Annotated in this window: 25 protein-coding genes; 14 read left to right on the top strand and 11 right to left on the bottom strand. The window is 38.6% G+C overall.

Annotation, left to right across the window (positions count from 1 at the left end):
• Positions 1-84: 84 nt before the first annotated feature.
• Together CVD28_RS10735 and CVD28_RS10730 are read left to right on the top strand one after the other, a co-directional pair.
• Positions 85-1,116, top strand: a complete 1,032-nt coding sequence (locus CVD28_RS10735; RefSeq protein ID WP_101592379.1) for a fatty acid desaturase — start codon at positions 85-87, stop codon at positions 1,114-1,116.
• A 92-nt stretch (positions 1,117-1,208) separates the two neighbouring features.
• The gene (locus CVD28_RS10730; RefSeq protein WP_101592378.1) at positions 1,209-1,754 is read left to right on the top strand and encodes a response regulator; all 546 of its coding nucleotides are present in this window, start codon (positions 1,209-1,211) and stop codon (positions 1,752-1,754) included.
• Between the two features lie 144 nt (positions 1,755-1,898).
• On the opposite strand, the gene CVD28_RS28040 is transcribed toward CVD28_RS10730, so the two are convergent.
• Complete coding sequence (locus tag CVD28_RS28040; RefSeq protein WP_180954111.1) at positions 1,899-2,066, bottom strand: hypothetical protein; 168 nt, start codon at positions 2,064-2,066, stop codon at positions 1,899-1,901.
• A 132-nt stretch (positions 2,067-2,198) separates the two neighbouring features.
• On the opposite strand from CVD28_RS28040, the gene CVD28_RS28035 reads away from it, so the two are divergent.
• Positions 2,199-2,363 (top strand): hypothetical protein, encoded by a 165-nt coding sequence (locus CVD28_RS28035; RefSeq protein ID WP_180954110.1) that lies wholly within the window; start codon positions 2,199-2,201, stop codon positions 2,361-2,363.
• 160 nt (positions 2,364-2,523) lie between these two features.
• On the top strand, positions 2,524-3,039 hold the full coding sequence (locus CVD28_RS10725) for a hypothetical protein (protein ID WP_101592377.1): 516 nt from the start codon (positions 2,524-2,526) through the stop codon (positions 3,037-3,039).
• A gap of 311 nt (positions 3,040-3,350) precedes the next feature.
• Here CVD28_RS10725 and CVD28_RS10720 read toward each other — a convergent pair whose 3' ends face one another.
• Positions 3,351-3,887 carry a pyridoxamine 5'-phosphate oxidase family protein gene (locus CVD28_RS10720; RefSeq protein ID WP_101592376.1) on the bottom strand — a complete coding sequence of 179 codons (537 nt, stop codon included), beginning with the start codon at positions 3,885-3,887 and terminating at the stop codon, positions 3,351-3,353.
• Between the two features lie 100 nt (positions 3,888-3,987).
• Here CVD28_RS10720 and pdxR point away from each other — a divergent pair, with 100 nt between their 5' ends.
• Positions 3,988-5,400: a MocR-like pyridoxine biosynthesis transcription factor PdxR gene (gene pdxR / locus CVD28_RS10715; protein WP_374702518.1), complete on the top strand. Its 1,413-nt coding sequence runs from the start codon at positions 3,988-3,990 to the stop codon at positions 5,398-5,400.
• Here the strand turns inward: pdxR and CVD28_RS10710 are convergent, their stop codons facing one another.
• Together CVD28_RS10710 and CVD28_RS10705 are read right to left on the bottom strand one after the other, a co-directional pair.
• On the bottom strand, positions 5,401-5,739 hold the full coding sequence (locus CVD28_RS10710; protein WP_101592375.1) for a YrdB family protein: 339 nt from the start codon (positions 5,737-5,739) through the stop codon (positions 5,401-5,403). It abuts the gene before it with no gap.
• Between the two features lie 167 nt (positions 5,740-5,906).
• The gene (locus CVD28_RS10705) at positions 5,907-6,059 is read right to left on the bottom strand and encodes a YpzG family protein (RefSeq protein WP_101592374.1); all 153 of its coding nucleotides are present in this window, start codon (positions 6,057-6,059) and stop codon (positions 5,907-5,909) included.
• Positions 6,060-6,254: 195 nt separating this feature from the next.
• On the opposite strand from CVD28_RS10705, the gene CVD28_RS10700 reads away from it, so the two are divergent.
• The 5 genes from CVD28_RS10700 to CVD28_RS10680 all read left to right on the top strand — a co-directional run bounded on the left by CVD28_RS10700 (position 6,255) and on the right by CVD28_RS10680 (position 11,080).
• On the top strand, positions 6,255-6,899 hold the full coding sequence (locus tag CVD28_RS10700) for a LytTR family DNA-binding domain-containing protein (protein ID WP_101592373.1): 645 nt from the start codon (positions 6,255-6,257) through the stop codon (positions 6,897-6,899).
• Between the two features lie 127 nt (positions 6,900-7,026).
• Entirely contained in the window at positions 7,027-8,541 is a 1,515-nt protein-coding gene (locus CVD28_RS10695) for an acetyl-CoA hydrolase/transferase family protein (protein ID WP_101592372.1), read from the top strand.
• Positions 8,542-9,012: 471 nt separating this feature from the next.
• Positions 9,013-9,888 (top strand): LysR family transcriptional regulator, encoded by an 876-nt coding sequence (locus tag CVD28_RS10690; protein WP_101592371.1) that lies wholly within the window; start codon positions 9,013-9,015, stop codon positions 9,886-9,888.
• Between the two features lie 146 nt (positions 9,889-10,034).
• On the top strand, positions 10,035-10,403 hold the full coding sequence (locus CVD28_RS10685; RefSeq protein ID WP_101592370.1) for a CidA/LrgA family protein: 369 nt from the start codon (positions 10,035-10,037) through the stop codon (positions 10,401-10,403).
• Positions 10,400-11,080, top strand: coding sequence for an LrgB family protein (locus tag CVD28_RS10680; protein WP_101592369.1), 681 nt, complete (start codon positions 10,400-10,402; stop codon positions 11,078-11,080). The genes CVD28_RS10685 and CVD28_RS10680 overlap by 4 nt, the downstream gene beginning before the upstream one ends.
• Before the next feature lie 115 nt (positions 11,081-11,195).
• Here CVD28_RS10680 and CVD28_RS10675 read toward each other — a convergent pair whose 3' ends face one another.
• From CVD28_RS10675 to CVD28_RS10665, 4 genes are all read right to left on the bottom strand, one after another.
• Positions 11,196-12,257, bottom strand: coding sequence for a M14 family zinc carboxypeptidase (locus CVD28_RS10675; protein ID WP_101592368.1), 1,062 nt, complete (start codon positions 12,255-12,257; stop codon positions 11,196-11,198).
• Positions 12,258-12,582: 325 nt separating this feature from the next.
• Positions 12,583-12,714, bottom strand: a complete 132-nt coding sequence (locus CVD28_RS28735; RefSeq protein ID WP_257985830.1) for a hypothetical protein — start codon at positions 12,712-12,714, stop codon at positions 12,583-12,585.
• 182 nt (positions 12,715-12,896) lie between these two features.
• Positions 12,897-13,292, bottom strand: a complete 396-nt coding sequence (locus tag CVD28_RS10670; RefSeq protein ID WP_101592367.1) for a (deoxy)nucleoside triphosphate pyrophosphohydrolase — start codon at positions 13,290-13,292, stop codon at positions 12,897-12,899.
• 144 nt (positions 13,293-13,436) lie between these two features.
• The gene (locus CVD28_RS10665; RefSeq protein WP_101592366.1) at positions 13,437-14,282 is read right to left on the bottom strand and encodes an STAS domain-containing protein; all 846 of its coding nucleotides are present in this window, start codon (positions 14,280-14,282) and stop codon (positions 13,437-13,439) included.
• A gap of 313 nt (positions 14,283-14,595) precedes the next feature.
• On the opposite strand from CVD28_RS10665, the gene CVD28_RS10660 reads away from it, so the two are divergent.
• Both CVD28_RS10660 and CVD28_RS10655 read left to right on the top strand, forming a co-directional pair.
• Positions 14,596-15,384 (top strand): potassium channel family protein, encoded by a 789-nt coding sequence (locus CVD28_RS10660; protein ID WP_180954109.1) that lies wholly within the window; start codon positions 14,596-14,598, stop codon positions 15,382-15,384.
• A gap of 893 nt (positions 15,385-16,277) precedes the next feature.
• A complete protein-coding gene (locus CVD28_RS10655; RefSeq protein WP_101592364.1) occupies positions 16,278-16,706 on the top strand; it encodes a VOC family protein in 429 nt (142 codons plus the stop codon).
• A 226-nt stretch (positions 16,707-16,932) separates the two neighbouring features.
• Here CVD28_RS10655 and pepT read toward each other — a convergent pair whose 3' ends face one another.
• From pepT to CVD28_RS10640, 3 genes are all read right to left on the bottom strand, one after another.
• A complete protein-coding gene (pepT, locus tag CVD28_RS10650) occupies positions 16,933-18,165 on the bottom strand; it encodes a peptidase T (RefSeq protein ID WP_101592363.1) in 1,233 nt (410 codons plus the stop codon).
• An 84-nt stretch (positions 18,166-18,249) separates the two neighbouring features.
• Complete coding sequence (locus CVD28_RS10645) at positions 18,250-19,875, bottom strand: PAS domain S-box protein (protein ID WP_101592362.1); 1,626 nt, start codon at positions 19,873-19,875, stop codon at positions 18,250-18,252.
• A 612-nt stretch (positions 19,876-20,487) separates the two neighbouring features.
• Positions 20,488-20,796 (bottom strand): hypothetical protein, encoded by a 309-nt coding sequence (locus CVD28_RS10640; RefSeq protein ID WP_101592361.1) that lies wholly within the window; start codon positions 20,794-20,796, stop codon positions 20,488-20,490.
• A 166-nt stretch (positions 20,797-20,962) separates the two neighbouring features.
• Between CVD28_RS10640 and CVD28_RS10635 the strand changes: the two genes are divergently transcribed.
• Both CVD28_RS10635 and CVD28_RS10630 read left to right on the top strand, forming a co-directional pair.
• The gene (locus CVD28_RS10635; RefSeq protein WP_101592360.1) at positions 20,963-21,502 is read left to right on the top strand and encodes a sigma-70 family RNA polymerase sigma factor; all 540 of its coding nucleotides are present in this window, start codon (positions 20,963-20,965) and stop codon (positions 21,500-21,502) included.
• Positions 21,495-22,145, top strand: coding sequence for a hypothetical protein (locus CVD28_RS10630; RefSeq protein WP_101592359.1), 651 nt, complete (start codon positions 21,495-21,497; stop codon positions 22,143-22,145). Before CVD28_RS10635 ends, CVD28_RS10630 begins: the two co-directional genes overlap by 8 nt.
• The last annotated feature ends 171 nt before the right edge of the window (positions 22,146-22,316 follow it).

Raw genomic sequence — 22,316 nt, 5'->3', positions numbered from 1 at the left:
TAGGCATGACAGCTGGTACTAACAATGTGATTATCCTTCCTTTATAATTTGAATCAACAATACAAAGGGAGGGAGATTCGAATAATGACCGTACAAAATACTAAACAACTGAGAAAACAAGTAGCTCCTTTTGAACAATCTACGACAAAGGAAAGTGTATGGCAGATTATCAACACATTAGTGCCATTCTTTATTTTATGGTACCTTGCATATTTAAGCCTTTCCGTTTCTTATTGGCTGACATTAGTTCCTGCTGTGATAGCTGCTGGCTTTTTGACACGAATTTTCATTATTTTTCATGATTGTACACATCATTCCTTTTTTAAAAGCCGCCGTGCAAATAGAATAGTTGGTACATTTATGGGTGTTTTAACTTTATTTCCGTTCGATCAGTGGGGACATGAGCATTCCGTTCATCACGCTACAAGTGGTAATTTGGATAAGCGAGGTACAGGAGATATTTGGACCCTTACTGTGGACGAATATTTGGCGGCACCACTTAGACTTCGTTTAGCCTATCGTATTTATCGTAACCCTTTCGTTATGTTTGGATTAGGCCCGATTTATGTTTTCCTTCTAAAAAATAGATTTAACCGAAAAGGTGCTAGAAAGAAGGAACGCATGAACACCTATTTGACGAATGTTCTAATCGCTGCTTTAGTTGGATTACTCTGCTGGGCACTCGGATGGCAGTCGTTTCTTTTAGTACAAGGTTCTATATTCTTAATATCAGGTTCAGTAGGCATTTGGCTGTTTTACGTACAGCACACATTTGAGGATTCTTATTTTGAAGAAGATAAAGAGTGGGAATATGTGAAAGCAGCAGTAGAAGGAAGTTCTTTTTATAAGCTTCCAAAACTCCTTCAATTTCTTACTGGCAATATTGGATTCCATCATGTTCACCATTTAAGTCCAAGAGTGCCTAACTATAAACTGGAGGAGGCACATAATAATACGCTTCCTTTAAAGAACGTACCAACTATTTCTCTTGCTACAAGCTTGCGGTCAATCCGTTTCCGCCTGTGGGATGAGGAAAACAAGAATTTTGTTGGCTTTAAAGACGTTAAAAAATTATCGGAAGACAGTGTTTCTATTAAAGTAAAACCGGAACTATAATTTGCACTCCACTTATGGCTGACTCCCCTTAATATTCCTTGATTAAGGGGAGTCTTTGCTTAATAGTAGCTGCCCAATAAGGAGGAACTTAAATGATTCGTATTGTAATTGCAGAGGATCAGGAAATGCTGTTAGGGGCAATTGGTTCTTTACTCAATTTGGAAGATGATATGGAAGTGGTCGGGCAGGCGAGCAATGGAGAGGAGGCACTAGCTCTTGTGCACCGATTACAGCCGGATGTTTGCATAATGGATATAGAGATGCCTAAAAAGAGTGGACTCGATGCCGCAGAAGCTTTAAAGCCATTTGGATGTGAAGTTATTATATTTACAACCTTTGCAAGGACTGGTTATTTTCAACGGGCATTAGCAGCTGATGTAAAAGGGTATTTATTGAAGGACAGCCCGAGCGAGGAGTTAGCCAGCTCGATTCGCAGCATTATGGATGGAAAGCGAATTTACTCCCCCGAACTAATCGACGATGATTACAGCGATGACGAACGTAAAATTAAAGTGATAGAACTGTTGGCCAAGGGTCAAACCACAATGGAAACCTCATATCAGCAAAGTAACACAATTAGAACGTTCAGAAAATATTTTTCAACAATAATAGATAAAATGAAGTTACCAACCGGTTAGATACATTTTTGATGTGCATTCTTATGCAATTAAATGCCTTCTAGTAGGAATGATACTTAAGTTTTGTGATGTCGAATCCCGCCTCTTAATTAGCATAAAACATGATCAGGATGAGGAAAAGGCAGCCAAATCATACGGCTGCCTTTATTCTGGTTGATCGCCTGAATTACTTCGATTCATTGCTTCACGAGTCTGCCGTGCATTCTCCAAGCCAGCGCTGCTATAAGCGTTATCACTTTCTAAAGCCCCTTTTATTGCCGGTTCATCATCAGAAACTGGCGCTGTTCTGTTTTTGTCGTTATCTTTGGCCATCAAGGATGCCTCCTTTAAAGTTTTCTTTATATGTTCTGCCGTTCATGTGTTTCCTATCCATCAAGCATTTCTTTGTATAGGATTTGGCTTCTCGACAATAATAAACTTACATGAATATAGGGGGGAAGCTAGATGAGTGGGCGGAATAAAAATCGTTCTGACTCTACGCCTGAAATTAAAGGCGGTCAAAAAGTAATCAAGACATCACCTGAACTAGCCGGTTTGGATGACAGAACCACATTGGACAGCAATCGTTCTGGAAATGATTTAATGGGCGGAACATCTGAACGAACATAGTTAAAAGACTTTTTCAATATTTACCCGAATCCAGGAATCAAATGGTTCGAGTTTTTTTATTTGGGAAAAGGCATGAATTCCGCCATCCTCTATGTAAATGTCATATCTAATAAAATACTTCATAAACTATTTTAAGAATCTTTTAAAATAGGAGGGACATATGGCAGGAAATAGCAGGATACTTTTGATAATTTCTTTATTAGCTTTCATTTTAATAGGCTGTAACAATGGAGAGGCTGCCATTAAAAGTGAAACGGAGAAGAATGGACTTTCGGAAATAAATGAATCCCAGCTAACAGCTAGTGAAAAGGCGATTTTGGGAAGCATGAAGCAAATGATTAAAATGGCAAACCAAATAGTAAAAGAGTCAGACTCTATTATAAAAGAAGCCCAAAGTTCTGATGACCTTGAAGGGGCTTTGGACATTATGAATATTTCCAAAGAAGAAGTGAATAAACTTCTCTTGGAATTTAAAAGTGATTCCAAAATAAATAATAATGATTTATCAAATCTGCAAAAAGAAATAAAGAAGTCACTTGAAAATTATACTTTAGGAATCCAACAGCAAGAAGCAGGAATCAAAGAAGGAGATGGGATTAAAAATCAAAAGGGGTATGTTTTAACAGAAGAGGCTAAAAAAGAAATTAGAAATCTTAATTCGATATTTTTTGACTAGTTTCTCTTAAGTAAAGTGTCGGGTGTACCATAAGGGTGACGGTCATAAGGGACCAGCCCAAACGTATGCCGTATTTAAACATAAAGACTCTGCAAATAAATCAGGAGAATCGATCGTTAAATCACGTAAATCAAAAAATAACGGTTACACACTGGTTAATGATGCGTTTTGAGCATTATGACAATCGCCATAATCCCGAATCCGAGGATTCAGAATTTGACTTATACTTTCAGATTTAAAAGATAACCGTTCGTTTAAGGATAGAAGAAAGCAGAGTAATATTTGCTTTCTTCTATTCTATTTTCGCTTACTTATAAGTCAGCTTTAATAGACCGGCCGGGATAAAATTTCATCCCTTCATTCATCGGGTTTTCCTTGGCAGAGACGCTCTGGGGAACCAGCTTGACTACTAATGTCTTGCTTCCAAGCGAAGAGCGATATTTCTCAACATGATTTTTTGAAAGCGGTGTATCGTAGTAGCCAGGTACATACTTATTAAGCATAAGCTGCATGACTTCCGTTGCATCAGTTAGATCTGTAACAAATTCAATATTTCCGGAAATAATGACACTCATGTAGGAAGTATCAGTTTTTGCAGGTACCGGATTTGCAATGGTGCCGAAGTTTTCGCATACTACTAAGCTTGCATTTGGATTTTGTTTCATTACTTCAACTTTTCTTCCTTCACCTGCCCCATGAAAGAAAGCTGCCCCATTATGCCAGATAAAATTCATTGGAACGACATATGGCAACTGCCCATCGGACAAACCTAAGAATCCTGTTTGGGCATTAGTTAGAAAAGATTCTATTTTTTCTTGATCATTGCAAGCTAATGCTTCTTGTCTCATATATAAATCCTCCAAGTTGATGTGTTAAAATTATCTTATTCCTTTTCTGTCCTGCTAAAAAGGTGCAGTTCAAGGAATTTTAACCTGGTCAGATTAAGGGGTGCTCAATTTGATATTTACCTATTTTTTAAATAAAGATGCAACCAAGCCTTTATATGTTCAATTATATGATTACATAAAGACGGAAATAGAGTCAGGCAGGATCCATGCAGGAGAAAAGCTGCCATCCATCCGCTTTTTATCAAAGGAACTCCATGTGAGTAAACAAACGATAGAAAATGCATATCAGCAGCTGGCTTCGGAAGGTTATGTGGAAAGCCGTCCTAAAAGCGGTTTTATTGTGCTGCCGATTGAGGAACAAGCGGTCGCTCAGGCTCATATTTCACCCGAAGATTCCCCGCGGCCAGAAGCAGCTCCTAAGTTTGAATATGATTTTAAGTATGGAGATATAGAACTGGAGCTTTTTCCGAAGAAGATTTGGAAGCAATGTATCAATGCAGCTATGGATGGTGCTGCAGAAGATATTCTCCTGTACGGGCCGCATCAAGGTAGCGCTGAATTGAGGGAAGAAATTAGAAAGTATGTACGTAAAGCTCGAGGAATTTCATGTTCAACCGAGCAAATTTTTATATTCGGCGGTACCCAGCAATCCATAGGGTTTCTTTCGAGGCTGCTGAATTTGCGCGGCGAAAACGTAGCCATGGAAAACCCTGGATATGAAGGTGTGCGCTCTGTATTTCTTGATGAGGGCAGCCATATTATCCCCATTTCACTTGAAAAAGATGGTATTTGCACCTATAAGCTGGAAGATGTTTCTGCACGGGCCCTATATGTTACCCCGTCCCATCAATTTCCAATGGGCATGGTGCTCTCTGTCGGGAAACGGAACCAGCTTCTGCATTGGGCAAATGAAGCAAACTCTTACATCATTGAGGATGATTATGATGGTGAATTTCGATATATTGGGAAGCCAATTCCTTCTCTCAAATCTCTGGATAAGGAAGAAAGGGTCGTTTACTGCGGAACCTTTTCCAAATGCTTTTTACCAGCTGCGCGTATTAGCTATGTGATTTTGCCTCCTTCCCTTGTAGAAAATGGCATTCAGGGAATCAAGGCATACAGTCAGTCAGCCTCGCCGATTTTACAAAAAGCCTTGGCAATTTTCATAAAGGAAGGATATTTTGAAAGGCATATCCGCAGAATGAGGACTGTCTATCAGCAAAAGCATCAGGTGCTTTTGCAGGCGATCGATGAGTTTATGGGTGATCATGTGAAGGTCATTGGTCAGCGGGCCGGACTGCATTTGCTGATAATGCTAAGGAATGGAAATGCTGGCAATCTGATAAATATTGCATCCGAACATAGGATACACGTATACTCACCCGCCAAGAATTGGCTAAAACAAGATCAGGCACCGGATTGTTATGTGATGCTTGGGTTTGGCGGGCTTACTAAAGAAAAAATTCATAAAGGAATTAAACAGCTGGCCATCATCTGGAAGTTCTTAATATAATTATTGCTTCCACAACAGCAGCAAAAAGATATTAATTGCCACTGCCGCAATAAATAGTTTGCCTAATAGCGGAAATCCCGACTTCCATAACGCAGCGGCAGCCAGCCCGAAAATGATAAACTCCAAAATCAGCCGATAAGGAATAGGCAGCAGATAGGCAGATTTCGGAGCGACAAAAGTTCCCCATATAGTCGCCAGCAGGAGAGGGGCGCCAATTCCCAATCCGAATTTAGCAATCGCCTGTTTATGTGCCGTGAAACCCCAATAACCGGCTGACAGAAGCACACACAGCTCCAGGATGAGACGTAATAATAAATTTGCGTTTTTAATAATCGCCATTTTTTATACTCCTTTTTAGCAATGTTATTCTAAATATAGTCCATATAATTACATTTAGTAAACATAATGATTCATATAACTAATTTTCCAAAACCTCTATCTGATTCACATCAAAAACGGAGGAAGGCCAGTGAAAGCCTTCCTCCGTTTGTTCTCAGAATTACCTTTTACCACCTGTGAGCCTTTGCATTTCTTCTTAAGATAATATTTGATCTCGACATTTCGGTATGACCATTTACCTGAGAATTAAAACGCTTAGGTCTTGTCCAGTTATGGTGAAACAGCAGAGAATTTTGATCTAACTGACCGCGATAACTCATTATGGAATCACCTCATAGTTAGGATAAGATACTCTGAGAAGATGATATTGCAGGAATATCTTTTAAAGTATTTGATGAATTGTGTAAAAAAATACCTGAACGGCCAGAAGGCGAAGGAGTAATATTTGCGGCTAGAAACCCTCCGGAAAAAGTTGTACACTTGCCCTAGACATATTATAAAGGATGTTTTATTGAATGGAAAAAATAACAGAGGCATCTCTTCTAGAGGTTATCGGTGAGTTGTTTTCAGATGAAATATCTATTGCTGTATGTAATACAAAGGAATATATCTATTATCGGCCCAGTAAACGGATTGATTTAAAGATCAGGCCCGGTGACCCGATTAAGGAAGGTACCATTGCCCATAAGGCAATACTCAGTGAACAAAAAGTTTCGGAATTCATTAACCGGGACTTATTTGGAGTTCCGTATCATGGCATGGCTGTTCCTCTTCTGAACGATGGCACTATTCAAGGCTGCGTTACAGCGATTTATCCAGCACTTACGGATGGAAAGGCAGTTGTAACCGTAAAAACAAATGATGGCTGGACTCCTGTTCCGTTTCAGGAGGTAATATATTTGGAAGCAAAAGACCGCAAAACACATGTCTGTACACAAAAATTATCAGGTACACATAAAAATTCACTGCAGGAGTTTGAACATCTTCTGCCAAAGGATTCCTTTATCAGGTGCCATCGCTCGTTCATCATCAATGTAAATTATATTAAAGAGATCTTCCCTGACACACACTCCACGTTCCTGTTGGCAATGAAAAATGAAGCAAGAATCCCGGTCAGCCAGTCCTACTCAAGTTATTTTCGGAAATTGTTGGGTTTCTAAGCGAAATGCTGGCTGAGACATGAAAAATGCTGCTTTATCCTAATTTTACATAAACGTATCCTTTTATCTCTACTTAGATATGTCTGAAGGGTAAAATAATTCTAAATATTATAAAAGAGGTAATCACATGGAAAAGAGAATTGAACGGATTAGGGATCCTCGCCTAAGGGAACGTGTAGTTTCACCGGATGAGGCGGCGTCATGGATTCAGGATGGCATGACATTAGGATTAAGCGGCTTTACTCGTGCTGGAGATGTGAAAGCGGTTCCATTCGCACTTGTAAAACGGGCAGAACAAGAAGAATTTAAGGTAAATGTTTTTACCGGAGCCTCTTTGGGATCAGATGTTGATAAGCTTTTTGCAGAAGTTGGAATTATTAATAAACGATTGCCGTTCCAGGCAGATGCTACTATGAGAAAAAAGATTAACGGGGGAGACATGCTATTCGTTGACCATCATCTTTCTCATACGGCGGAAATGGTACGTGCTGAAGTGTTAGAGCCGATTGATTACGCCATTTTGGAAGCGGTTTCTATAACGGAAGATGGAATGCTAATTCCGACTACATCGATTGGCAACTCGATGGTGTTTGCTCAGCATGCAAAATCAGTAATCATCGAGATTAATACGGCACAGCCCGAGATGTTAGAAGGGCTGCACGATTTATATGAGCCCGGCAAACAAGGGGACCGTTCACCGATTCCGCTCACGAAAGCAGACGACCGTATAGGAACAGCAGGAATTCCAATCGATATTAAGAAGGTTAAAGGGATCGTGTTTACGAACCAGCTGGATTCTCCATCAACAATTGTGGCTCCTGATGAGGAAACAAAAATAATGGCTCAGCATTTGCTTGAGTTCCTTCGCAGCGAAATAAGTACTGGCAGATTAACAGAACGGCTGGCTCCGCTTCAATCAGGCATAGGTTCGGTAGCTAATGCGGTTCTGCATGGGATGCTGGATTCAGAGTTTGAAGGGTTAGAGGTGTATTCCGAAGTATTGCAGGATGCAGTCTTTGATTTAATCGATGCGGGTAAAGTAAGCTTTGCGTCATGCTGTTCAATCACACTTTCAGAATCAAAAATGGAACAGGTTTTTTCCAATTTCGAAAAGTATCGGGATAAATTAATCATGAGGCCTCAGGAAATCTCCAATCATCCTGAAATCATCCGCCGCCTCGGCTTGATTTCCATTAATACAGCTCTTGAGTTAGATATTTACGGAAACGTAAACTCAACGCATGTTTCGGGGACAAAAATGATGAATGGAATCGGTGGATCTGGGGATTTTGCCCGTAATGCACGGCTCGCCATTTTCGTTACAAAATCCATTGCCAAGGATGGCAAAATTTCCAGCATCGTTCCGTTTGTTTCCCACGTGGACCACACAGAACATGATGTCGACATTATAGTCACCGAGCAAGGCTATGCAGATCTTCGTGGCCTTGCGCCGAGGCAGCGCGCAGAATTAATTATTGAAAATTGTGCTCACCCAATGTACCGCAGGCAATTATGGGACTATTATCAAGAAGCCCTCACAAGAGGCGGCCAAACCCCGCATATCCTGGAAAAAGCTCTTTCCTGGCATACCAATTTTGCAAAGAATGGAACCATGCTAGAAAAAGCGGTCCAATCTGTTTAATAATATCGCAGACAGAATTGAAGGTAAAATGTGTAGGTACCCTGTTGCAGCAGTGCAGCAGGGTATTTTTTAGTTATTAGAAAGGGAAAACATGAAAAAAGGAGCAGCTGCTTCCTTACCAGAGGAGAATTAGATTTCCCTTCATTCTTTAATATTGGTAAAACCTAACTAGGCCTGTTAATTTTATTTAATCAAACGTTTGATTAAATATGGATTACTGACGGATTGCCAGGGGTTATGCAATAATTTACATATTCCATCAGTGATACGAGCAAATTAACAAGCAATAAAAAGGCAGTAGAAGAGAGTAATCTTGGTTAAGAAGGGCAAGGATCAATCTCCCTACTGAAGTGCATAATGTTCTTTCCGAATGAGCAGTTTTTGAGATTTTAAAAGAAGATGAGTTCTGTATCATTTATGCGTAAAATTGTGAGATGATTTAAGCAAATTGAAATCAACGGAGGTGCTGACTTGGAATTAAGACAGCTAAAATACTTTCTTGAAGTGGCGAGGCATAAGAGTATTACAAAAGCCGCAGAATCCCTGCATATTTCACAGCCTGCCTTAAGTAAAATGATAATGGCTCTTGAGGAAGAGCTGGGGATGACATTAATCATCCGAACCAATAAAACAAGTGATATTACAGATGCTGGATTGGTTGTGATGGAGTATGCATTGAAAATGTCAGCTCTCCTTGATGAAATGTCTACAACACTGAATGATATGACAAACTTAACAAGAGGCAAGATAAATATAGGGCTGCCGCCTTTTATCGGCAGTTTATTTTTTCCTAAGGTATTGGCAAAATTTCACCACGAATTTCCAAATATAGAAATGAATATCACTGAGTATGGCGGTGCCCGATTAGTAAAGAGTGTGGAGGAAGGCGAGATTGAGCTTGGAGTTGCAGTAATGCCGATTGATGAACTGGAGTTCGATGTCTATCCGATTGTCGAAGAGGAAATGAAGCTGCTTGTTCATAGGGAGCATCGCTTTTCTTCCCGGAAGAAAGTTGAGATTAAGGACTTGGTTAACGAAGAATTTATTTTCTACAGTGAAGAATTTGCCTTACATGATATTATGAGAAATTTGTTTATCTCAGAGGGTTTTGAGCCGAAGGTTTTATTTAAAAGTTCTCAATGGGACTTCATGTCCGAAATGGCGGCTGCCAATTTGGGGATCACGATTCTTCCTGAACCTATATGTAACAGGGTATTTAACAAGGAGTTAAGTATTATTAGCCTTGAACCATCTGTACTTTGGAAATTGGCAGTGATTACAAAAAAGAAGCGGTACCTTTCCTATGCAGCAAGAACATTCATCGACTTTATTTTGAATGAAAAGTAGTGTTCCCATTATAACTAGTGGTTATGCCTTTTATTCTGAATATGTATTTTACGAATGGTAATAATCATCGTACTATTATGTTCTATTCAAATTTCGAATTGGGAAAAATGCAGTAGTTTTTCCTATTTGCAGAAAGGACAGAAACGATGAAATTGGGAGCTATTATCATTCAGGTATTATTTATACATGTTTTTCTTTTTGTTGGCGCTCTATTTAAACACCTAGTTCCGCTTCCTATTCCAGCCTCCATGTTTGGGCTGATTTTTCTCTTCCTGGCCCTGCAATTGAAACTGATTAAACTGGAATGGGTTGAACAAGGTGCAAACTGGCTAATGGCAGAATTATTGCTGTTCTTCATTCCTTCAGCAGTTGGAATTGTAAATTATGATGATATTTTAAGCATACAGGGAATCGGAATCGTTTTGCTGATTGGAGTCAGCACCATTATTGTGATGGGTGTAACTTCCCTTACCGCAGAAAAAATTTCTGCCCGGAAAAGAAGTGATGCTTTATGATGCTGTTATTTACGATTGTTACCTACCTAGTCTACCGTATTTGCAAAAAAGCGTATTCCAGATGGGCGTTTCCAATGTTTCAGCCATTATTGCTTGCTCCTATTGTGTTAATTGGTCTTATTAGCCTGCTGCACGTATCGGCAAATCAATATCTGGAAGCCTCTAAATGGCTTACTCATATGCTGGCTCCCGCAACGGTAGCTTTCGCCATTCCAATCTATAAACATCTTCCTATCATTAAAAAGTATATAGGAACGATCCTTATCAGCATTACGGCGGGAACACTTGTCGCAATATTTTCTACCTACGGTTTGTCCAAATTGGTTCATTTAAAATACGATTTTACTACAAGCATTCTACCTAGATCCATTACAACTCCATTTGCAATTGAAGTTTCTAAGGAGATTGGCGGTTTGCCGACATTGACGACTGTCTTTGTAATCCTGACCGGGGTAATTGGAGCTGTTGTCGGTCCAATGGTGATTAAGTGGCTATCAATTAAAACTCCAATAGCCAAAGGGCTTGCGCTTGGGATGGGAGCGCATGGAGCAGGAACAAATAAAGCGCTGGATTATGGGGAACAAGAAGCTACATTTTCTTCTTTGGCCATGATTTTTGCAGCGTGGATTACTTTGCTATGGGGATTTTCTCTCATTCCTGTTTTAATTCATATATAACAACTTTAGTATCGAGTGTTAATATAATTTAAGGTACCTCACTGACAATTCAGTGAGTTTTTTTATATATAAAATTACCCATCCGCACAGACGTGAGAATGGGTAATAAACCTTTTTATTCGGATTCTTCACTTGGCCGGCTTTTTTGCTCAGGAAGAGTATCCCAAAAGCCTGTATCAGCTGTTTCGATTGATCCATCCGCAATTGCTCTCACGGTAGAATCTAGTGTCGTAATTGTTTGCTTTATTAAATAGCCATTGCTCTTTTGACCCAGAGCATAACTCTCGATATAGTGGTCGGACATTCCGCGCATTTCAAATAGAAGAGTTGAGATACCGTAGCGTACTGCTGCCCCATTGCGGCCAATTTTCTTTTCGGAACCGCCAACATATTTTCCGATATGGCCCCAGCCAGTATTTTCAATGGAGTGATAGACGACAGATCCAAGTTTTTTGGACCGTTCTAAAACTTCAGGCTTAACATTTGCGTTTGTTGGATAAAGGATGGAACCCGAAACTAGCTCACCGTCCGTTTCACTTAATGAACCTTGATGATGTAAATCGATCATATAATCGATATTGTATTTTGCAAAAACATTCTCATGCAAAGATTTAACTTCAATTTCCATCTCGCTGGTTTCTTTATCATGCTCTCGGTTTAAATCGACATTGTTTGCATTATATCGGGTTAAGTGACGATCGCCGTCAGCGTGATAATTATCAAGAGGGAAGTTGACGTCACCCATCGCACCATCGGCATTTAGCATAGGGATTACAAGAACGTTTACTTTATCGAGCAAGCCTTTAGTTTTACTTGTGCCAAGGTGCTTAATAAACTCAAGAGCGCCCTCTGTTGTAAGCTGTTCATTTCCGTGCTGCTGGGTTAAGAAGAGAATGGTAGGATTCTCCGGATTTGAAATGTATTTGGCGAGGTAAATATCACGGCCTTTTTCCGTCTTCCCAATCACCTCAAGCTTCATTGCATCTTGTTTGTTATCTTGGGTCTTAAGATAGTCGACCATGCTGTCATAAGTATGTAGAATGGATGTTTGGATGGAACCATGACCTGGGCCCGGACCCTCGCCAACGGCGCTGACCGGCATTGAAACTCCTGTTAATCCGCCAAATGCCATTATCCCTGATAATGAAAAGGCAATAACTTTTTTCTTTAAATTCATAATATCCCTCCAATAAAATATTAGTAGTCTGAATAAACGGACTATTGAATATATCTTATTCTATTTTTTTGAAGGGGTTAATAGAAACAAATATCTATTGTTTTGACATTCTTCGCGGTGTGAAAACAGGAAGATATACGTGGTTTGAATTAAGAAGAGCGGGAGGGAAGCGGGAAAACGGGTCTTTTTGGTTATTTTAGCTGTGCCAAATCCAAGAGTCAGCATACGGCTTATAAGATAAAAATACTAGATATGAAGAGAATTTTTTGAAGTCTATCCAATGATAGACTTCATTTCAATCTAGCCTTTGTTTAACAGGGAGATATTAGTGCCGCCTCTCTGTGGAACCGCCAGCGGGTCGATTACTTTTATTTTTCTCATTTCCGCTATCAGGAGCAAAGGTTTGATTATCCTTTGTAACTTTAGCTCCCTCAGAAAAATTATCTTTTGTTTTCATTATTTCACCTCCTGTCTTATTTTGTCCTCCTCAAGCTTTGTTTATGTTCAAATGCTAGAGCACGTAAAAAGGGGGAGGCTAATTTGAATACCTGTAAATTAAATAATTGAGGCGGAAAAAACTGCTAAAGGACTTCCAATCATGTGTCGACTTTCAATCCAATATTCCGTCTGGAGGAATCGTTATTTTCCAGCCATCAATTTTTCCACAGCTGGAATATCTGCAGGAGCCCATTCTAATGAACTGAGATTTTCCCGCTTTAGCCATGTCAGTTTTGAATGCTCAGTTGCAACAGGAGTTTCTTCAATAAGATTGCAGGTAATTACATGCAGATTAATGATAAATGTATCGTATTCATGGGTATGTTCATGGAATAGTTTTTTTGCTTCCACCACACAGCACAGTTCTTCTTTAATTTCTCTCACTACTGCAGTGTAAATATCCTCGTCCTTTTCAACCTTGCCGCCCGGAAACTCCCACCTATTCGGGATCAGCATGTTGGAGGACCTTAACGCACAGAGAATCTCATTCTGTTCGTTTTCTATGATAGCTGCCACTACTTTAACGGTCTTTTTCATGTAATCCTCCAGTTAATAACTCCATTGTCCTTAACCCAAGTGTTTTAAAAGCCATAATCTTTAGTTAGTAATTGTATCAATTTTTCAGAAAGTAAAAAGAGCTTGAACAGCTCATTTTTCAACTGCATTTATACAAACCATACATTAACTTCTTTTTACCCCAAAATGCCGCAGTGCTTGTTTCAAGTCTCCAAAGGTTTTTAAGTGGGTAAAGTCTGCGCCTAATTTTATGGCAGTTCTAGCCATATCGGGACGGACGCCCGCAATAATAGAATTTATGCCCAATAAACTAATGACATTTGTTAATTGATATAGCTTGTGTGCTACCGCCGTATCTAAATAATTTGCTCCTGATACATCGATAACCAGATGGGCTACATTTTTTCTCACGCATTTAACTGGTATTGATTGAAGGATAGATTCCGCTCGTGACTCGTCGATAAGGCCAATCAGAGGCAAAACCGCTACACCGTCAACTACGGGAATTACCGGACTATTAATTTCATCTATCAGTTCCTGCTGAACCTTTAATTTTTCTCTTGTGGCATTATAATAAGTCCTTGAAAATTCATTGATTAACGTGTCCATGGTAGTGTTATAAAGAAAACTCCACCTTAGTACATCCTGTCTGTCAATTTCATCATTTTTTTTGATATATTCCTCTACAAATCCCCAAATGATTCTTCTTGTCTTGCTTAGAGCTTGCAGCACTTCAAATATGGGCGTATCATACTCTATCCTGCTTGTTACAACAACTTTAGCCCATTCTTTCATTTTATCCTTAAATACGCTCTTATTTTCCAAGAAACCGCTTGCTATCAAGTCAACAGTGTATTTATGCTGCTCTTTCAGTTTTTGCTCAACTGATAAATCAGCGTCTTTCGAATATATCGATCCTTCGATAACGGTTCTTTCACTAAACCACTGCGAACTAATATTTGCCGAATTGTCTATTATATATTCATACAATGCTTTATCTTTATCAGTCATTTCTTTACCTCCGACAAATGTGATAAATCAATTATATCTTTTTTAAAGGTTCAAAATAAAGTATCTCGAAATTAGTATTTGAGATTTGGCGTGAAATGGATTTGTGCACCGATGATCTGCTTTCGTATAAAGGGGCATACGGATTATTAAATCAGCTGAGTCATTTTGATCATCCTGCATAGCTAAGAACGGCAGAATACGGGGAAATGAAATGAGGGGTTTCTTTTCCAGCATTAACTACACATGGATACAGACTGTAAGTAAAATAATAAAAAATGGATTTATACACGTTTCAAATACCAGGAGTGATCCTATGTTAAGAGTTAGGAGAATGAGCAGAGGTTTTCAGCGATATGAAAGACTTATGAGACTGTTAATTATGATATTCATTTTTTTCATGTCTTTTGGGGTGATTATACACCTGGCCGAACCTAAAACTTTTGAAAATGTATTTGATGGGATTTGGTGGGCGGTAGTGACGATATCTACTGTTGGTTATGGAGATTTTGCCCCTTCCACGATGCTGGGAAAAACCATTGGGATTTTGTTGATTTTTTCTGGTGCCGGTCTTGTCAGTTCTTACTTTGCTACCATCGCAGCAATGGCTGTGTCATCCGAACATAATTATATGGAGGGAAAAATGAATTTTAAACAAGATAGACATATAATTATTGTTGGATGGAATGAACGGGCTAAAGAAATAATTAGAGAGCTGAAAATCTTACAGCCAAAAACCCCCATTGTCTTGATTGATGAAACGTTGGGCAGGCATCCGCTTCCAGAGAAAGTTCATTTTATCCGCGGACATGCCAACTTGGATGAAATCCTTGTTAAGGCTAACATAAAGAACGCTGAAAAGGTTTTGATTACAGCGGATTTAAACCAGGATGAATTTCAAACAGATATGTTTTCCATTACAGTCCTATTAGCAGTAAAGGGCTGTAACCCGGATATTTTCTGCCTTGTGGAAATACTAACAAAGGAATACATCCCCAATGCTTTAAGGGCAGGCGCCGATGGTATTATTCAGACAAATAGGTTCGCTAGTGAATTAATGGTTAAAAGTTTGATCAATAAAATTGTTCCTGAATTTGAAATGTAGAATCAAAACTCACAACCAGGAAAATGACGAAGTGAAAATACAAGTTTATAACTCAGTGAGTAAATTGTGAGTTGAAAATTTTAAAATTAAGAGCAAATAATATCTTACGTTACTGGAAAGAAAAGAATCGCTTGAATCCATCCTTATATAGTTAGCGTCTATCTATTTGCAGGCGTTTTTATTTTGGAATTCTTCGGGGGCACTATGATAAATGAGGGAATTAAATAGTAGAATGAATTAACATTGGAGTAACAGCCGCGGATAAGAAAAAAGCCTGTACCGGCTTGGTATAGGCTTTCCTCTTCCCATCTAAGGGAACTATGGAGCAAGACCTGCTCTATTTAGCAGTCTACTCTGCCTATACTTAGCAGAAACCACTAAATATATGATGGACGAAGTTTCCTTCGTACGTCGGGAAAGCAAATCTTTCCCCAAAGTAGCAAATACGTGAAATTACTGATCCTCCAGCAAGTTTTTTCAGTGTTTCCTTAGGAATTTTCACTGCAACACTTTGGCATCTCAGTATTTTCTATTTTGTATCGCTACATTCTTTATTTACCCCGCGTTTCCATAAATAAAACCATTTAATTTAAAATAATAAAAAAATCAAAAATCCGTCTTTAGCCATTATAAGCAGGAATTGAATATGCTGGTTAGACTAATGAGATAAAGCAACAGAAGATTCAACTTTACTAGAGATTTGCGTTCTCTATTCCGCCTGATTCAAAATTTTTGAAATTCAACATAACAGTGTAGAGTAGTTAGTTTCCGCCATAACAAGATAAGCCAGGTTGTTGCATAAATAAGAAGAAAATGGTAATATCAATAAGAACATTTGTTCTTTTAAAACTGAGAAATTTCACTAGTAAATCAAATTATAAGGGGTGTGCAGTATGATTTTAGGGATTTATCCTTATTTAATTTTAAACGGTAATGGACATGAAGCTATTAAATTTTATGAAGATTCATTGGATGCAAAAGTACTTGGGGTTCAAACTTTTGGCGATATGCCTGAAAATCCGGAATTCCCTACTCCAGTTGAAGCTAGGAACCGTGTGTTAAATGCCCATTTAAAGGTTGGCAATACTGATCTCATGCTTTCCTATACATTCCCGGGTAACCCGTATCAGCTTGGCTCTCAAGTAACGATAGCTATCACAATAGACGATGCAGAAAAATCAAAAGAAGTATTCGGGAAACTGCAAGAAGGCGGAAAAGTTAACATGCCGCTTCAGGAAACGTTTTGGAGTCCAGCATATGGGCAAGTTACAGACAAATTCGGGATAACCTGGCAAGTTTCCACAGAAGCTGCTGAAAAGTAACTGCAAAGGAGCTTTTAAATCAAGTGTGTCTATAATTACTCTAATAATATAGGGATAAGTCTTAATCAAACGTTTGATTAAATTTGAGGGAGGCGTTTGTAAAAAATGACTTACATGCTGCTGATCCGAAATTAAGCAAAGAGTTTTCTTGCAAGGGAAATGAAAATGTGAATGGGCGACAGGTACCTGCCGTCTCATTAGCCGCCGGGTACCTGAAACCTCATGGTTATGCTCTTTGTTCAAATAACTTAACAATTTCCACTATTACATTGGTGGCTTTAATCATATTTTCGACAGAAATATATTCGTATTTGCCATGAAAGTTTTCGCCGCCTGTGAAAATATTCGGTGTTGGAAGTCCCATATAGGATAGCTGGGAACCGTCGGTGCCGCCGCGGATAGGCTTGACGTCGGGCGTGATATCAAGTTTCTCCATTGCCTCATAAGCGATGTCGACGATTTCCTTTACCGGTTCAATTTTTTCCCTCATATTGTAATACTGATCCTTCATGTCTAGAGTAATGCTGTCTTTTCCATACAGTTCGCGCAGTTCATCCACAATTCGTTCTATAGTCTCTTTGCGGTCATTGAACTTATCTCTATCAAAATCCCTAATGATGTAGTTAAGCTTTGTTTGCTCCACATCCCCGTTTATTGAACTAAGATGATAAAATCCTTCATAGCCTTCGGTCAATTCCGGAGCTTCTTCAGCAGGGAGCTTTCTATTGAATTCCATAGCTATTTTTGCAGAGTTCACCATTTTTCCTTTCGCTGTTCCTGGATGAACGTTGTTGCCTTTAATAGTAATTTTCGCTGCAGCAGCGTTAAAGCTCTCATATTCCAATTCGCCGAGCGGACCGCCATCCACTGTATATGCAAATTGGGCCGCGAATGAGGAGACATCAAATTTATGTGGGCCGCGGCCAATCTCTTCATCCGGTGTAAACCCAACTCTTACCTTGCCGTGTTTGATTTCCGGGTGATTAATTAAATATGCCATCGCTGTCATTATTTCAGCAATGCCGGCCTTGTTGTCAGCGCCGAGCAGTGTCGTACCATCTGTTGTAATCAATGTATGGCCCTTATAATTTGTCAGTTCAGGGAAGTCCTTTGGAGAAAGGACAATATGTAGTGATTCGTTTAAAGTGAGATCCTCTCCGGTATACTTTTCAATGACCTGAGGATTTACGTTTGCTCCTGTAAAATCTGTAGCAGTATCCAAGTGTGCCAAAAATCCAATTGAAGGAACCTGCTTTTCCGTATTGGCAGGAAGAGTAGCCATGACATACCCGTTATCGTCAATCGTTACTTCCTGCATTCCAATCGCTTTTAATTCATCAACCAACTTACGTGCTAAAGTAAGCTGCCCTGGGGTAGAAGGGGTTGTTTCACTATTTTCATCTGATTGCGTATCTACTTTTACATAAGAAATAAATCTTTCAATCATTTCATTTTTCACTTATCTCAACTCCTTTTCTATATTTTATCATGAAAAATAAGCGTCCACACGATACAGAATGTGTGGACGCACTGTTAGAAATGTTCAGCAGATTGGCAATAAAATCTTCACTTCCGTGCCTTGATCAAGTTCGCTATTAAAGGTAATCTTTCCGTGATGGGCTTCAATAATACGGTAGGTGACAGTTAAGCCGAGACCAGTGCCTTTTTCTTTTGATGAATAGAAGGGTTCGCCTAAATGCTTTATCCTGCCTGCTTCCATTCCACAGCCGTCATCCTTAATATTAACGGCAATCCATTCTTCATCCTGTTCAAAAGTAATATCGATATTCTTGCTGGAGGCTTCTATAGAGTTTTTTATAATATTTATAAACACTTGCTTTAATTGATTTGCCTCACAGGATATCAGTGGAAGCGGGTCTTTAATGTCCATGGATATCCTTGCTCCGTCAAAGTTGGCTTGGGGCTCAAGCAGTATCTTTACCTCTGTCATGAGAGGTATTAAACTATGTTTTTTATATTGGAGATCCTGAGGTTTTGCCAATACCAGCAGTTCACTTACGATCAAGTTTATCCGGTCAAGCTCGCTCAGCATGATCGAGTAATAATGCTGGTACTCATCTTCACTTGTTTTAAGTAATTGCACAAAGCCTTTGAGGGAGGTCAACGGATTTCTCACTTCATGAGCCACACTGGCGGCAAGCTCCCCCACTACAGAAAGCTTTTCTGTTTTTCGAAGAACCTCTTGCGTCTCCCGGATTTGTGTAACGTTCTTAGCATAACTGATTATACCTGCTAATTGACCATCTATCATCATTGGTACGAATGTGCAGGAAAATATCGCAGGTCCTTTTTTGGTTTGGAGGTAAATATCACCGGTATTTATTCCTGTTTTATTATCTATTACATATAGGAATGATTCCATTAGCTTTTCTTTTTCTTCCTCAGAGTGGAAAATATAATCTGAAATAGATGTTCCGACCAACTGGTCATGCGGAAGGGCAAATATGGATTCAAATTGCGGATTAATGTTTGTAATGAACCCTTTTAAATCCATCATAAAAACTGGATCCGGATTATATTTAAACAGTGATTGATATTTCTGCTGCTTCTCGGATAATTTTTTCTCCGCCGCCACTCTTTCGGTAATATCGCGGCCCATTACTACTAGTCCCTTTCTGGATCCATTTGGGTGAAACAAGGGAACCTTGATTGTATCGAATGTTTTTATATCGCCATTTGGCAGAGGTACATTCTCTTCACACCGGGTTATCCTTTTCTTTTGCCATGTCTCTTCATCTGAAATCTCACAAAAACTTAGGGTTTCTTGGTAAAATTCAGAGTATTTGGCAAGCTCGGAATCCTTTTTTCCTTTATAATCAACATTTTCTAATTGGAATAGGTTAAGGCCAAATTCATTTGCTTCAATCCATTTTCCCTCTCCATCTTTAAAATTGACAAAGTCAACCATGGAATTTATCAAAGTATTAAGCCGGCGTTCCTCTTCCTTTAATTTCGACAGTTTCTCGCTTTTAGTAAGATATAAATTAAGCAGCAACCCAGTAAGGAGAATAAAAGATAATCCTTTTAATTCCTGAACAATCAAAAAGTATTTATGGTTTGCAAATAATTTATCCATAAGAAAATCTGTGCCAAAAACCCAGACAATCCCAAAACAAATGTATATTAATATAATCTTTTCTTTAGACATCAGTTCTCCCTCATTGATATAGGATTAAAATTTCTTTAAAAGAGCTTGTATTAATCTTCAAAATGATTGTCAGAGAGTTATGAGTTCAGCCAAATCGGTATAAAACAGCTTTTTGATTAAAGACATGCCAATGTACAATTATATCAAAAAATCGTCATAACATATATGAAATTTGTTTCTATGTTTAAGGCCATGAGAATAATGTATCTGCACTAATTTAATTAAGCTGTGGAAAACATTGTTTAAACATAAAAACGGTTTAGATGTTAAAGCAGCATTGCTTCTGGCTAATTTTAAAAATACAAATGTTATAGAGAATTAGCTGGGGAGAATTTTGGTGGAAAAAATTAGGGGGGTGATAATCCGGAGCAAGTGAAGGACGGGTATCTTATTCCCTGGAATTGCTCATAGTTTTTATTGGTAAAACAATTAAACCGGAAAAACATAATAGAGTTTTGGTATACGGCTCCGGTTGTATACAGAAAAAAGACCCAAGTTTGTTTACCAAAACTAGGGTCTTTCTGAAATTATTGGGCAGGGTTTACCACCGGTATATGACTATTCATTATCCTAATAACTATATTGATTTATCATAAGCAAAAATAAGATTTGTTAGCCAGCATAACCCTCCTTCTCCTCCATCTCCTGCTTTTCTTCTGGCTCAGCTGGGTCGTTTGGCACATTTGGGTTTTTAGTATCTGAATCATTATGTTCTTTGTGTAAGCTCTCTTCCTCTTTTTCGATCATTTTTTGGTCTTCTTTCCACTCTTTTTTTTCACTTTTTTGAAGCTTTTGGTCTTCTTGTTTACTTTTTGGTTCTTCAGGTGAAGGATCTTGACCTTCTCCGCATGCAGCTAATCCTAATGCTAAACCTGCAGCCAGCCCGGTTGTAAGAAATTTGGATTTCATTTGAAGTTTCATGATGTCTCCTCCATATCCAGTAATTTTTGGTTTTTATATAATGTTTTTTCACTTAACCAAGGAGGAGTAAACTTAATTTATGGAAAACTGGAAAATAAATTATTTTTTAAAAGATGGGTCAAAACCGTTTTGACATTCGTCTAATTTAAGAAGGGAGAGGCGAATTGTGTTAAACAGTGCACTTAAAGAATCTGAAATCACCAAGGAATTTCTGATGAACCAGTTAATGAACGAATACGGTTCGGATTTAAAACGGATTGCGTTTTTATATGTAAATGACATAGATGAATGCGAGGATATCATCCAGGAAGTTTTTCTAACCTGTTATCTGAACTTGTCCAGCTTTCGACAAGAAGCAAGCTACAAGACATGGCTGATCCGCGTGACAATCAATAAATGCAAGGATTATAGAAAACGTTGGAGCATTAAAAACCTGATTTACAAACCGGTGATAAATTTAATAAAAACTGATAGATCAGCGGAAGATCGATTTTTCCATAAGGAAACCGGAAAAGAAATAGCAGAGAAAATTTCCGGACTATCAGGAAAATATAAAGAGGTGTTAATTCTATATTATTACCAGGATATGAATATGAATGAAATCAGCAAAATTCTGAATATCAGCATAAACACAGTAAAATCAAGGCTGCTTCGAGGTAAGAAGCTTCTTCAAAATAAACTGGAAAGGGGTCATACGGTTGGATAGTTTTGATAAACGAATGAAGAAAGATTTGAGTATATATTTACATAATAATGTGGGTTTTACTGATCATGAGCGTAATACTATCCATAGAAAAATTCATAAAAACAAAACTCCCAGGTTTAATCTGGTGTACTGGACAATCTTGTCCTTTGCAGGACTTATTGCACTAATGTTGAGCTTTCCATTTATAGGCGAACTGACTCATAAAAGTAATGCAATAGATCCGGAACCTGCTATTCAATCTAATGGCGGGGAAGCGAACAAGGAACTGGCAAGTGAAGTAAGTAAAATCGAACTATGTATTAAACAAGTAGCACCAATAGATAAAGAAAATATTAAATACATCATTGAAGTAAAAAATGGTACGAGGGATCCAATTAAAGAAGGAGTTCTTTATCTTAGTCACGATCTCAAGGTTCACGATGGCTACACGGGAAACCCTTTTAAAGTAGAGATAAAAATGCAAAAAGATCTTCCTGCAATGGAAACAGCAGAATATGAAGCAATCGTTCCTAGTGCCATTTTTGACAGTACAAAAGTTAATGTTGATAATGCAACGATTGAGTTATACGGTTTTCTTCATAATCCATCACCGGTTACAGTCTTTCATACTGGCCAATCTGTCAGCCTGGTTTCAAAAGAGTAATAGGGTTCTAGCTTTAATTACACGGTTAGAATCAGAAAAAATTATACAGAAAATGAAGGAAACAGTTCTGCGGATGAGGTGAAAATTATGCTGTTTCTCAAGCGTTTTATTATAATCCTGCTTCAACTTATTTTTTCGCTTTTTATAATTGTTTGCATAAGCACTTTTCCT

This window comes from Bacillus sp. M6-12 (genome assembly GCF_002860285.1).
GTDB lineage: Bacteria > Bacillota > Bacilli > Bacillales > DSM-1321 > Peribacillus.
Note: the sequence above shows the minus strand (reverse complement) of the source record. Positions and strands in the feature narration are given on the sequence as shown.